This is a genomic window from Variovorax sp. GW821-FHT09B01 (genome assembly GCF_059418345.1).
Genome location: NZ_JBWKPQ010000001.1, coordinates 1,536,563 through 1,549,614 on the forward strand (window position 1 = coordinate 1,536,563; position 13,052 = coordinate 1,549,614).

General features: G+C 66.5%; 10 protein-coding genes and 1 pseudogene. 7 read left to right on the plus strand and 4 right to left on the minus strand.

Annotated elements, in window-relative coordinates:
* Window positions 1-181 precede the first annotated feature (181 nt).
* Complete coding sequence (locus tag AC07RV_RS06765; protein ID WP_296786807.1) at window positions 182-3,409, plus strand: amidohydrolase family protein; 3,228 nt, start codon at window positions 182-184, stop codon at window positions 3,407-3,409.
* Between the two features lie 40 nt (window positions 3,410-3,449).
* Here the strand turns inward: AC07RV_RS06765 and AC07RV_RS06770 are convergent, their stop codons facing one another.
* Both AC07RV_RS06770 and AC07RV_RS06775 read right to left on the minus strand, forming a co-directional pair.
* Window positions 3,450-4,892, minus strand: a complete 1,443-nt coding sequence (locus AC07RV_RS06770; protein WP_296786811.1) for an N-acyl-D-amino-acid deacylase family protein — start codon at window positions 4,890-4,892, stop codon at window positions 3,450-3,452.
* Complete coding sequence (locus tag AC07RV_RS06775) at window positions 4,892-5,884, minus strand: Bug family tripartite tricarboxylate transporter substrate binding protein (RefSeq protein ID WP_296786814.1); 993 nt, start codon at window positions 5,882-5,884, stop codon at window positions 4,892-4,894. The genes AC07RV_RS06770 and AC07RV_RS06775 overlap by 1 nt, the downstream gene beginning before the upstream one ends.
* Before the next feature lie 95 nt (window positions 5,885-5,979).
* Between AC07RV_RS06775 and AC07RV_RS06780 the strand changes: the two genes are divergently transcribed.
* Window positions 5,980-6,921, plus strand: coding sequence for a LysR substrate-binding domain-containing protein (locus tag AC07RV_RS06780; RefSeq protein WP_296786817.1), 942 nt, complete (start codon window positions 5,980-5,982; stop codon window positions 6,919-6,921).
* Between the two features lie 40 nt (window positions 6,922-6,961).
* Here AC07RV_RS06780 and AC07RV_RS06785 read toward each other — a convergent pair whose 3' ends face one another.
* On the minus strand, window positions 6,962-7,798 hold the full coding sequence (locus tag AC07RV_RS06785) for an AraC family transcriptional regulator (RefSeq protein WP_296786820.1): 837 nt from the start codon (window positions 7,796-7,798) through the stop codon (window positions 6,962-6,964).
* Window positions 7,799-7,927: 129 nt separating this feature from the next.
* On the opposite strand from AC07RV_RS06785, the gene AC07RV_RS06790 reads away from it, so the two are divergent.
* Entirely contained in the window at window positions 7,928-9,124 is a 1,197-nt protein-coding gene (locus AC07RV_RS06790; RefSeq protein WP_296786823.1) for an FAD-dependent monooxygenase, read from the plus strand.
* Window positions 9,125-9,309: 185 nt separating this feature from the next.
* Window positions 9,310-9,396: pseudogene (locus AC07RV_RS06795) on the plus strand (ester cyclase); the annotation flags it as partial.
* 75 nt (window positions 9,397-9,471) lie between these two features.
* Here AC07RV_RS06795 and AC07RV_RS06800 read toward each other — a convergent pair.
* Entirely contained in the window at window positions 9,472-10,389 is a 918-nt protein-coding gene (locus AC07RV_RS06800; RefSeq protein ID WP_296786827.1) for a class I SAM-dependent methyltransferase, read from the minus strand.
* Window positions 10,390-10,696: 307 nt separating this feature from the next.
* On the opposite strand from AC07RV_RS06800, the gene AC07RV_RS06805 reads away from it, so the two are divergent.
* The 3 genes from AC07RV_RS06805 to AC07RV_RS06815 all read left to right on the plus strand — a co-directional run bounded on the left by AC07RV_RS06805 (window position 10,697) and on the right by AC07RV_RS06815 (window position 13,044).
* Window positions 10,697-11,638 carry a LysR family transcriptional regulator gene (locus AC07RV_RS06805; RefSeq protein ID WP_093346325.1) on the plus strand — a complete coding sequence of 314 codons (942 nt, stop codon included), beginning with the start codon at window positions 10,697-10,699 and terminating at the stop codon, window positions 11,636-11,638.
* Between the two features lie 57 nt (window positions 11,639-11,695).
* Complete coding sequence (gene gph / locus AC07RV_RS06810; RefSeq protein WP_296786834.1) at window positions 11,696-12,421, plus strand: phosphoglycolate phosphatase; 726 nt, start codon at window positions 11,696-11,698, stop codon at window positions 12,419-12,421.
* Window positions 12,422-12,549: 128 nt separating this feature from the next.
* A complete protein-coding gene (locus AC07RV_RS06815; protein ID WP_296786837.1) occupies window positions 12,550-13,044 on the plus strand; it encodes an arsenate-mycothiol transferase ArsC in 495 nt (164 codons plus the stop codon).
* The last annotated feature ends 8 nt before the right edge of the window (window positions 13,045-13,052 follow it).

A 13,052-nucleotide genomic window follows, 5' to 3' on the forward strand; every position in this document is an offset into this window, starting at 1 on the left:
ACCCTCATGGCGCCATGCAAAAAAATCGACCCGCGTCAGGGCCGATGCACGCCTGTACAGAGGGCCAGGGTAAGTAATCGGTAAGGAAGATTTCCAACACTGGTTTCGACATTGGCGATCGCGCCGATGTGCAGATCGGCCGCATCCGCGGACCGCAATAACACCTCATTGGAGACAGACCATGAACAAGCGCCAGGCAGCGTTGGCTTCGTCACGCCCATCGTTTTCGCATCCCTCTTCATCACGACCGCGGCGCCATGCGCTGGCCGCCGTCGCCGTGGCCGCGCTGCTGGCCACGGCCTGCGGCGGCGGCGGAGGTGGCGGCAGCGGCTTCCTGCCGATCGCGGGCGGCGGCGGCACGGGCGGTGGCGATGGCGGCAACAACGAACCGCCCGTGACGATCCAGTCGCTGAGCACGCTGCAGGGCAGCACCAAGGACGTCGCGATCGAGTTCCACGAGGGCACCAACATGGCGGCCGCGCCCTCGCCCGATGGCCAGCGCGTGGCCTTCACCGCGCAGGGCGTGCTGTGGGTGGTGCCGATCGGCGGCGGCAAGGCCACGCGCATCACGGGCTGGGACATGGAGCCGACCTCGCCGGTGTGGTCGCCCGACGGCAGCCGCATCGCGTTCCAGAACTACGACGCCGAAGGCAACTTCCACATCTGGACCGTGCGGCCCAATGGCGCGGACCTCACGCGCATCACCAGCGGCGCGTTCGACGACCGCGAGCCGGCCTGGACGCCCGATGGCCGCACGCTGGTCTTCGCCTCCGACCGCAGCCAGGACCGCCAGTACAAGATCTGGCAGGTGGAACTGGGCTCGCGCAAGTACTCGGCACTCACGCAGGGCGCGGGCACCGAGAGCAACCCAGTGGTCTCGCCCGACGGCACGCAGCTCGCGTTCGTCAGCGCGCGGCGCATCTTCACGCAGCCGATGGGCAGCACCGAGGCACCGAAACTCGTCGGCCCCGGCGTGCTGCCGGTGTGGCTGCCCGACGGCTCGGGCCTGGCCTACCAGGGCACGACCAAGTCGATCGTGGTCGCCGGCAAGGAGGTGGTGGCGCCCAACGAGGACATGTTCGCCTTCCCGCCGCGCTGGCTGCCCGGCGGGCGCTTCCTCTACACGGCCGACGGCAAGATCAAGATCCGCAACGCGGGCGGCGACGGCCTCGCGGAAGTGCCGTTCAGCGCCACGCTCGAGGTGCGCCGTCCGGTGTTCGCCAAGTCGCGCGAGCGCGGCTTCGGCGTGCTCGGCGACCAGCCGGTGCGCGGCATCAGCAGCCCGGTGATCTCGCCCGACGGCCGCCGCGTCGCCTTCGTCGCGCTCAACGACATCTGGGTGATGCCGATCGGCGGCACGCCGGTGCGCCTGACCAACGACAAGGACCGCGACGGCAATCCGCAGTTCACGCCCGACGGCAGCGCGGTCTACTTCTCGACCGAGAAGGGCAACGGCGGCGCGCTCGCGATCGACCGCATCGACATCGCGAGCCGCGCGCGCACACGGCTCGGCGCGCAGACCGGCAAGTCGATGGTGATGCCGAAGATGTCGCCCGCGGGCGACCGCATCGCCTACACCACGGGCTCGGGCACGCTCGAGGTCTGGGACATCGCCTCGAAGACCGCGCAGAAGGTGGTCGAGGCGGTGGGCTCGCAGATCAGCACGCCGCAGTGGACGCCCGACGGCAAGCGAATCGTGGTGGTCGACAACGACTCGGTCAGCAGCCGTTCCTTCGAGGGCTACAACAAGCTGCGCGTGATCGACCTCGGTACCAAGAGCGGCACCTTCTACCCGGTGGGCGACGCGCCGCGCCAGATCTCGGACCGCGAGGAAGGCGCGGCCGTGGTCTCGCCCGACGGCAGCAAGGTGGCCTTCGTGATGGACTCGGTGCTGCACGTGATGCCGCTGAAGGCCGACGGTTCGCCAGACGGCCCCGCCAAGGCCATCACCACCGAGGCCGCCGACCTGCCCTCGTGGGCCGGCGACTCGCGCACGCTGCTCTACAAGGCCGCGGACAAGCTCAAGACCATCGGCGCCGATGGCGCGGGCGCGACCGAGGTGCCCGTGAGCCTGACGTGGAAGCAGGCAGCGTCCCAGGGCACGACCGTGGTGCGCGCGGGCCAGCTGTGGAGCGGCAAGGACGGCCAGTTGCAGAACGACGTCGACATCGTGATCAAGGGCAACCGCATCACCGCGATCCAGCCGCACGACGAGGCGGTGGCCAAGGCCGCGGACAAATACATCGATGCCTCGGGCCTCACGGTGATGCCCGGCCTGTGGGATGCCCACTCGCATCCGCTGACGCTCTACCAGGGCGGCCAGTACGGCCAGGGCTCGGCCTCGATGCTGGCCTACGGCGTCACCTCGACGCAATCGGTCGGCGGGCCGTTGCACCAAAGCATCGAGATGCGCGAGGCACTCGAGGCCGGCAACCTGCTGGGCCCGCGCCTGTTCGTCTCGCCGCCGCTGTGGGACGGCAACCGCATCACCTGGAGCTTCGCGCGCAGCGTGCGCACGCCCGAGGCGGCCGACCTCGAGATCGCGAAGGTGCGCACGCTCGGCGTGGACTACCTCAAGGCCTACATGCGCGCCCCGATCCCGCTGATGCACAAGATCGCGCAGGCGGCGCTCGACATCGGCATCCCGAGCGGCACGCACAACCTGTCGCCGGGCGCGGCCTCGGGCCTGGCCGAGACCACGCACCTCTCGGCACCGCAGCGCCTGGGCTACGGCTGGTCGCGCTCGGCCGGCGGCACCACCTACCAGGACGCCTACGACCTGCACGGCAAGGGCGACTTCCGGCTGATCCACACCGCCCTGTTCGCCTATCCCTTCGTCGGCGCGGACCTGACCGGCGGCGACCGCTTCGAGCTGCTGACCTCGCCGAACTTCCTCGATGTGCTGCGCAGCAATCCGCAGCCGCCGACCGAAGCGGCGGTGGCCAGCGCGCGACTGCAGGAGGACCAGGTGAGCAAGCTGCGCACGGCCGGCGCGATGATCGCCATCGGCACCGACTCGCCGCTGGTGCCGCCGGGCATCGCGCTGCACAACAACATGCGCGCCGCCGCGCTGACCAACTCGAACCTGCAGGTGCTGCAGGACGTGACGGTCAATGCCGCGCGCATGAGCCTGGTCGACAAGGACCTGGGCACGGTGGAGGTGGGCAAGCTGGCCGACCTGTCGATCGTGCGCGGCAACCCGCTGCAGGACCTGAAGGCCGCGGCCGACGTGCGCTACGTGGTGAAGAACGGCGTGAGCTACTCGCTCGCGGAGATCCTCGCGCCGTTCCGCACCCCGGCCGCGCTGGCCGAGCGGCGCAGGACGGTGCTGGCCTACCAGCGCCTGTGCCGGACCACGCCGCACGAATGCGGCGAGGTCGCGAGCGGCTATGGGCATGACCACCACTGAGGTGGCACGCGGCCGGAGGGCGGGGCCGCGGCCCCGCGTTTCAGCCGCGGCGCAGCACCATGCCCGCGTGTGCGTCCATCAGCACGCCGTGCGCGACGGCCACGCGGCCGTTGACCAGCACGGCGTCGATGCCGGCGGGCGCGGCCAGCGGATCGTCGTAGCTCGCGCGGTCGGCGATGCGCGCGGCATCGAAGACCACGAGGTCGGCCGCGCAGCCCGCCGCGATGCGGCCGCGGCCCACGAGGCCGAAGCGCGCGGCCGGCAGGCCGGTCATCTTGTGCACCGCGGTCTCGAGCGCGAACAGCTTGAGGTCGCGCGCATAGTGGCCCAGCACGCGCGGAAAGGCGCCCCACAGCCGCGGGTGCGGCTGCACGTCGTTCGGCAGCCCGTCCGATCCGACCATGGTGCCGGGCGCCGCGAGGATGCGCTGCACGTCGGCCTCGTCCATCGAGAAGTAGACCGCGCCGGCCGGGCAGAGGCGCTGCGCGGCCTGCTCGAGGCCCAGGCCCATCTCGGCGGCGATGTCCGCGAGCTCGCGCCCGGTGTGCTGCGGCATCGGTTCGGACCAGGTGATGCGCACGCGCGCCGACTGGCTCACGCGCGCCGGGATCAGCAGGGTGGAAGAAGCGGCATAGGGATAGCAGTCGATGCACACCGGCTGCCCCTTTGCGGCCCGCGCGAGCAGGCGCAGCGTGGACGCGGAACGCCCGTGGTTCGACAGGCCCGTGAGCTTGTGGTGCGAGATCACGAGCGGAACGCCGAGCGCGCGGCCCACGCCGAGCGCCTCGTGCAGCGCTTCGTCGATCGCATCGGACTCGTCGCGGATGTGCATCGCGATCAGGCCGCCGTGCGCGCGCAGCGGCGCGCCCACCGCCGTCATCTCGTGCGCCGTGGCGGCGCGCGCCGGGGCATAGAAGACGCCGGTCGACAGGCCGATCGCGCCCGCCTCGAGCGCCTCCTCGACCTCGCGCGCCATGGCCGCGGTCTCGGCGGGCGTGGCGGCGCGATCCAGGTCCTGCACATGCTGCGCGCGCAGCGTGGTGTGGCCGACCAGGAAGGCCGCGTTGGTCGCGGGACCGATCCCGCGCACCGCCGCGAGGTAGTCGCCGAAGCGCGCAAAGCGACGGTCGTCGCGCCCGATGAATTCGCGCAGCGGCGGCGGCACTCGCTCGAAGGGAATGCGCAGCGGCGCCAGGCTCCAGCCGCAGTTGCCGGCCACCACGGTGGTCACGCCCTGCATCAGCTTCGGATGGCGGTCGGCGGGCGGCTCGAGCAGCAGCCGGTCGTCGTGCGCATGCGCATCGATGAAGCCGGGCGCGACGATGCGGCCGCGGGCGTCGATGCGCCGGTGCGCGGACACGGCGCGCAGGTCGCCCAGGCGCTCGATCACGCCACCGCGCACGCCCACGTCCTGCCGCACGCGCGGCGCCGCGCTGCCATCGATGACGTCGCCGCCCTCGATGACCAGGTCGAGCGGCGGCATCAGTCGACGCGGGCGTTCGCGCGCCGGATCACCGCGGCCCACACCGGCGTCTCGCGCCGCGCCAGCTCGAACAGCCGCTCGGGCGGCCCGCTCGCGGTCTCGAGCGACAGCCGCGCGAGCCGCTCGCGCACCTCGGCGTCGTTCATCATCGCGTTGAACTCGACATTGAGCCGCGCCACCACCTCGGCGGGCGTGCCCGCCGGCACCACCACGCCGCCCCAGGCCACGCTCTCGTATCCCGGCACGCCGGCCTCCTGCACCGTCGGCAGCGCCGGAAAGAGCGGCGAGCGATGAGCCCCCGTGACCGCCAGCGCGCGCACCCGGCCCGAGGCGATGAAGGGGCTGATCGAGGACAGGTTGTCGAACATCACGTCGACCCCGCCGCCGATCAGGTCCTGGATCGCCGCCAGGCTGCCGCGGTAGGGCACGTGCAGCATGAAGGTGCCCGTCATGCTCTTGAACAGCTCGCCGCCCAGATGGCTGGTGGTGCCGTTGCCGGCCGAGGCCAGGGTCAGCTTGCCGGGATGCGCGCGCAGGTGGGCGATCAGTTCAGCGACGGTCTTCACCGGCAACTCGTTGCGCACCACCAGCGCGTTCTGCACGAAGCCGGTCATCGCGACCGGCGCGAGTTGCCGGTCGGGGTCGTAGGGCAGCCTCGCGTAGAGCGACTTGTTGATCGCGAGCGTGCCCACGTTGGCATAGCCGATCGTGTAGCCGTCGGGCGCCGCGCGCGCCACCTCGGAGATGCCGACGATGCCGCCCGCGCCCGGCCGGTTCTCGATCACCACTGCCTGCCCGAGCCCCTTGGCCAGCGCCGCGCCCATCACGCGGCACAGCAGGTCGGGCGCGCCGCCGGCCCCACCGGGCACCACGAAGCGCAGCGGCCGATCGGGGTAGGCGGCGGCGCGCGCGCTGCGCCAAGAACCGGCCGCCAGCGCGGCCGCCGACAGCAGCGCGCGGCGCCGGCCGCGATCGATCCCGGTCTCCAACATGGCTTGCATCCTTCCAGAAAGCACGATGCCCGAGGATCGACGCCCCCGGCGAGCGCCACAATCGAAAATAACTCCTGCTCGCATGCAAAAAGCTGATGCCGCTTCGCCTCCCCTCCACCATCGCGCTGCAATGCCTGGAAGCCAGTGAAAGGCTGGGCAGCTTCACGCGTGCCGCCAAGGCGCTCAACCTCACGCAGGGCGCCATCAGCCGCCAGGTCATCGGCCTCGAGCAGCGGCTCGGCGCGCAACTGCTCGAACGCCGGCGCGAATCGCTGGTGGCCACGCCCGCGGGGCAGGCCTACCTGGCCGAGGTCCGGCCCCTGCTGCTGCGGCTCGAGCGCGCCACCACCGACATCGCGCTGCACCAGGGCCGCGGCGGCCGCCTGCAGCTCTCCGCCCCCTCCTCGTTCTGCAACTACTGGCTCGCGCCGCGGCTGTCGGGTTTCGTGAACGCGCATCCGCACATCACGCTCGACCTCTCGACCTACCTCGGTCCGGTCGATTTCACCGCGAGCCGGATCGACGCGGCCATCATGGTGGTGGGTGCGCCGGTGCCGGGCCTGCATGCCATCCCCGTGCTCGACCTGACTGTGCGGCCCTATGCCAGCCCCGCCCTGGCGACGCGCTGGAGCGGCAACGATTTCGCCACCGTGTTGCGGCAGGCGCCGCCCGAACTCACGCTGATCCACAACAGCTCGCTGCCCGGCGCCTGGGCGCTGTGGCTGCGGCAGGCTGCGGGTGCCGACGAGGTCCTGCCCGAGCTGCATGCGGGCCCGAGCTACGACCTGCTGTCGATGTCGCTGCATGCGGCGATCGCGGGCATCGGGGTGGCGTTGCTGCCGGCCTTCATGGTGCGCGCAGCGCTCGATGCGGGGCAGCTGGTGGCGCTGTCGGACATCGAGTCGGCGACGGGGCGGTCGTATCAGCTGTGCTATCCGGAGCACAGCGCGGGCTTGCCGGCGCTTGCGCAGTTCAGTGAGTGGCTTTTGGAGGTGAGGAATGACGCTGGGCTTGCGAATGCGGGTGAACGAACGTGAGATCGGGAGACACGAAAGATCACCAACCGGCTTCATGGCATCAATCGTTCGATTGCAAGTAGCGCCCCGGTGTCTGTCCAAGCACTTTTCGAAACATGACCACGAAGTTGCTCGCATTCTGGTAGCCCAATCCATCCGCGACATCCTGGACCGTCGCCCCCTTGGCCATCCATTGCAGGGCCAACAGAATATGAAGCTGCCTGCGCCAGCGTCCGAAACTCATGCCGGTTTCTCGGGACACCAGGCGTGAGAGGGTGCGTGGACCGATATCCATTCGGTGCGCCCAGGAATCGATGCTCCCGGGATCGGACGGATTCGCCATGATCCACTCGACGAGTTTGCGAAGTCGCTTGTCCGTCGGCAGAGGAAGATGAACCCGACCGGGCTGCGCCAAGGCCATTTCGTCGAGCAGGAGCGTCGTCACCCTCGATGCCATGCCTCCCTCCTCGTAACGCATGGGCAATGCCGCTGACCGGATCACCAACTCACGCAGCAGCGGTGTCGTCGACAAGGTGCAGCAGTCTCGCGGCAACTCGCCGCCCACCGCGGGATCGACGTAGACGACATAGCACTCGACCGTGCCGGCCACCTCCATTCGATGCTCCACACCGCCGGGTACCCAGATGGCGCTTCCTGGTGGCACAAGCCACAAGCCGCCGGCGACCTCGCAGGTGAGCACGCCGCGCATCCACAGCAGGAACTGGCCTTTTCGATGGTGGTGGAAGTTCGCTTCCTTGCGGCTGTCGACCAGATGCGAGTCGTCCTCGGCTGCTGCCGCCGACATGTCCACGCCCGTGGCGCCGATCGTGATCACCGGTCGTGGAACGAGGTCAGGATCCTCCCAATCGACTGAAGAAGCATCGTTGAAAACAGGCATCGGGGAACTCTGAAGGGCGCTGGACCCGTGTGGCAAGAATTCAATAGATCATGGCATGTCGGATCCTTGTGGCCAGGTGGCGGTCCACATAACGTGTTGGTTGTTATCGCAACCAAGAGAACAGTCACCATGAACCCGAGGAAGAAAATCTTGATATGTGGCGGCGGGATCGCCGGTCCGGCGTGTGCCTGGTGGCTGAGCCAGCACGGTTTCTCCGTGGTCGTCGTCGAAAAGGCCGGTGGGTTCAGGGATGGTGGGCAGAACGTGGACGTGAAGGGTGCCGGACAGCAGGTCATAGAGCGCATGGGCTTGACGGCGCAGATCGAGGCTCGCAACACGCAGGAGTGCGGACAGAAGTGGCTGGACGAGGCCGGCAAGGTGGTGGCTGTCTTTCCCAAAGGGGGCTTCGGCAGCTTGACCAGCGATTTCGAAATCCTCCGAGGCGACTTCGCACGTGTGCTTTTCGATGCAACCCGCGGCGCCTGCGAATACCGCTTCGGCACCTCCGTCAGCGCTATCGAAGAAATTGGAGATGGCGCGCGGGTGACCTTCATCGATGGCTCGACGGAAGTGTTCGAGCTGGTGATCTGCGCGGACGGACTGAGCTCGTCGACAAGGGATCTGGTCCTCGCGCAGGAGACGCGATTGCGCCATCTCGGCGCCTACATGGCGTTCTTCAAGATTCCCCGGCGTCCGGAAGACGATCTGTGGGCCTGCTCCGTCAACGGTATCGGCGGAACAATGATCAACCTCAGGCCTGGAGGACCGACGCAGACCACGGTGCTGCTCACCTTTCCGGTCAGTGCGCCGGACTCGCAAAGGCCGTCGTCGCGGTCTCGGCGGGACATGCTTCGCGCAGCGCTGGAAGGCCGAGGCACCGTCGCCGATCGCATCGTCGATGAGCTGGACACGGTACAGGACTTCTACTTTGGGCCGATGAGCCAGGTACAAGCTTCGGTCTGGTCGAAAGGCCGGCTGGTCTTGCTGGGCGACGCGGCGCATTGCCCAACGCCGTTCACGGGCAAGGGCACGGCCCTCGCGCTCGTTGGAGCCTACGTCCTGGCTGGGGAGATCAAGCAACGCTCGACCCACGCCGAAGCCTTCCATACCTATGAACGCATCCTTCGACCGTACGCCGAGCGTTCACAGCGGGAGTTGAGCCCTCGGCTCATTCGACTGATGCACGTGAAGACGCCGTTCGGGATCGCCATCGCTCGCATCTTGCAACGGCTCTTCGGCAGCGCGCGGATCCAGGCGCTGTTGAAGCCGAGCGCTGCGGCGCAGGCACGAAAGGTCGAAGAGGACTTTGCGCTTCCGGTCTATTGACTAGTCACACCGGAGTTTCGAGCCTTCGCCCCGGAATGGAAAGACATCTTTTGGGCGAGCGGACAGGTCGCGGGACCAGAAGGCCTCAAGACCATCATCCGCGGCCTTGCACAGGCGTCCCCGGAATTGAAGATCAGCCTCCACGACATGATGCGGGAGCCCGGCGAGATCGGTTCCGTTCGGAGATGAGCGGGACGCATCATGGCTCCATCTTCGAAGTAGCGGCGACCGGGGAGCACGTGAGCTTCCACCTGCACGAGTTCCATGCAATCAAGGACGGTCGCGTGACTACCACCTGGCACATGGAAGACTGGTTCGGCCTATTTCTTCAACCGGCTCTTGACGGATCACGACCCCATTCCGCGTACGTGGACGATGTGCGCTGCGGCGGCTGTGCGAAACGCGTTCTGCCCCGCGGCATCGTAGCGAGCAGCAACTTGATTCCCATCGAGATCCTCGATTGGAAATAACCTCGCATCGAGCAGAAGATCGCCAATGGTGCAGGGGTCAAACCCGGATAGAAACGCCTCTCCCGAAGCGGACACCGAACTTGCAAGCCTGCGAAGCGATTCGTCGACAGGGTAATCTGGACGAAAAATGGCTTCATCAACATAAGTGAAGACCAATTCGCTTCCCGCAGGCGCACATGTGGCGATCGACCGAAGGCTGCTGAGGTTTGCTTCCCGAGTCAGATACATCGTCACGCCCAACCAGGAGAAAAAAGTGAGGCGGTCGGCTTGAAAAGAGGATCGAGCCAGAGCGGTCCCCAATGCGTCCATGGACAAGTCAGCTTCAACGAACTCCACCGAACGGGGAAGGGTAACGCCACATGCTTCCAAACGTGCGCGCTTCAGGCGCTGTGTCGCGGGATGATCCACTTCTATGACGGTTATGCCCTCCGCCCATGCCGGACGACGGCAGATGAAGCTATCGAACCCGGCGCCGATGATGACGTATTGAAGAACGCCGCGCGCAACCGCGCGCTTGAGTACGTCTTCCGTGTATCGGGAACGAAGGATCACGTCCGCATAGGCAGCATTAGTTCGAAGACCAAGATCGAGAGCTTCACTGCCGGCTTCGACTTCCACCGAGATACGTATCCCCATGCGATCAATTACGCGCTGTCGCAAGGCTGCTTTTGCCGACGCCGGAACAAGGCGGTCTCCCCACGTATCGTTAAAAAGTGGCGCAGGGTCGACGCGCGAATGAACTGCTCGCATGAGCGAGGTGGCAAGCGAAGTACGGCTGGCAATCAATGGACTCAACGGATTCTCCAAGGCTGGAAGACATGCAGATAGACGCAAGCACCCTTGCGTTTCATGGGCTGGTGTCTGTGAAGGAGATCGGGCCGCTATCCCGAACCGGGGTTCAGGTGGGAAAGGGCAGCCGAACATCGGGATCGTCTGACGAGAGACGTTCACGCCCGAATGGCCATGTTCCAATCCCGTATTTTTTAGCGTTGGTCAAGGAGTGTTGCGGTCCAACTTCGATCACAGGCAGCGCGAGTTTCGATGACGCCAATAACTGTGTACAGTGCATTGTTTGAACAGCATATCTGCATGAAATGAATTCATGGATTTGAATCTACTCGCAGCATTGGACGCATTGCTAAGTACACAGAGCGTCAATGGCGCTGCTGAAAGGATGCATTTGAGCGCGCCGGCGATGAGTCACACACTGGCAAGAATTCGGGTTGCACTGGACGATCCGATCCTCGTTCGCGCCGGCCGGAAGCTGGTACCGACGCCGCGTGCCAGCGCGATGCGCGAATCGGTAAGGCGGCTTGTGGCAGAGGCCAAGGACCTGATGCGGCCTGGGAGCGGTGTGCCATTGGCCGAGATCGAGCGAGAGTTCACGATTCGGGCTCCGGAGGGCATGGGAATCGTCTACGGCGCGGCCTTGCTCGAAGCAATGCACAAGAGCATGCCACTCATCAGGCTTCGTTTTGTCCCCGAGAGTGAGAGCGATGCATCAGCTCTACGCGACGGGCGCATCGATCTAGATGTAGGGGTGCTCATCGACCGCGGGCCTGAGATTCAAACATCCTTGCTCTACGAACAGCACGTCGTCGGCGTCGTCAAGGCTGGCCACCCCTTGCTGTCGTCGCGTATGACACCGAAGAAGTTCGCATCGCACAAGCATGTAGCCATCGCCCAACGCGGGCGCGTATCAGAATCGATTGACGTCGTCCTTGAAGAGGCAGGTTTCGCCCGTCATCCCATCCTGACCGTACCGAGTGCGTACGGTGCGCTACTGGCCACGGCGCGATCAACAATGATTGCTTGCGTGCCCGAGCCATTGGCTCGCACCGTAGTGAAGGCACTAGGGCTTGAGATCTTTAAGCTACCTGTCGTCGTGCCATCGGAAAAGGTCGTACAGGCGTGGCATCCAAGGGATGATGCGGATCCTGCTCATCGCTGCTTACGGCAATGCGTTGCCTCCGTCTCCAATGAGGTGACGTTTGGCCCGCTTACTCGTCGTTCTCTGGCCGCGCACCGCGCGCTTCTGACTTGAAGAACCTTACAACCAAGCTCTGTTTCCAGTTGACTTAGCCGGAAGAGGAGCCTGACAGTGACCGCCCTTGCCGCCCTTCACGGGTCGACCATCGCTTTCGACCTCGACGGAACCCTTGTCGAATCGGCTCCCGACCTGATCGGTGCCGTGAACGCGGTCCTGATCGCGGAGGGCTTCAGGCCCTTGGCCTACGAGCAGGGCCGGCCCTTCATCAGTCGCGGCGCCCGTTGGCTGCTGCAGTGGGGTCTTGCCGAGGCCGGTGCGGAGGATCCGTCTGCCCGCGCAGCTGCACTGTTTGGTCGATTCATCAGCCACTACGGCGCTCATGTTGCAGATGAGAGCCGTCCGTTTCCGGGCGTGATCGACGCCCTGCAGACCTTGAAGGCAGCTGGCGCCAAGCTTGTCATCTGCACGAACAAGCCCACCGATCTGTCGCGCAGCTTGTTGACCAAGCTCGACATGGTGGGATTGTTCGACGGCGTGGTGGGGATGGACGCAGTCTCCGCGATGAAACCCGATCCGGCCCACTTGATCGAAGCTGTGGCGGCAGTGGGCGGCGATCTCGCGCGCACCGTCATGGTCGGCGACGCGGACACCGACGCCGGCGCCGCGCGGGCGGCCGGGACACCGCTGATTCTTGTCGACTTCGGTTACAGCGAAATTCCAGCAGTCGAACTCGCGCCGGACATCTTGCTGCATCATTTCGACGACTTGGTGGACGCCTGCACTGGCCTGCTCAATGGGTTGCGTCCTACCAGTCCGCTTTGCAAAGCAACGTCTTAGCTCGGCTGGCGCGCCCACCGAGGCGCCGAGGCCGCGCGATGGACAAGACCCGGCACGGTCCGCCGCACAAGCGACCATCGAATCGCGCTCCGAGCAAGCCAGCCAAGCCCGCGCTACATTCCGCAGTCATGCACAGAAAAATCAACGTGCTCTTCGTCTCCCGACGAAACACGCTGCGCAGCATCATGGCGCAGGCCTGTCTCACCCACATCGCCGAAAAACGCTTCCATGCCCGCTCCTGCGGCCAGCCCTTGCGCGTCGGCGCGGCGGTGGACCCGGCGGCCGTGTCGGCGCTGCGCACCGCGGGTATTCCCTTACCCGAGATCAAGCCGCGCGGCTGGAACGAGTTCGTGCCCGCGCGCGGCTTCGAGGCCGAGTTCGTGATCGCGCTCGATGCCGACATCGATCGCCTGCAGCCGGCCTGGCCCGGCCAGCCGCATACCGCGCTGTGGGCCTATCCCGACACGGCAGCCATCGCCGATCCCGAAGAGGCGGCGCACAAGGCGCTGCAGACGCTCTATTCGATGCGGCGGCGGCTCGAGCTGCTGGCCAGCCTGCCGCTGTATGGCTCCGACCGCGAGTCGGTGCGCGCCGACATCCGCGACCTCGGCTACATGGCTTGAGCCGGGTC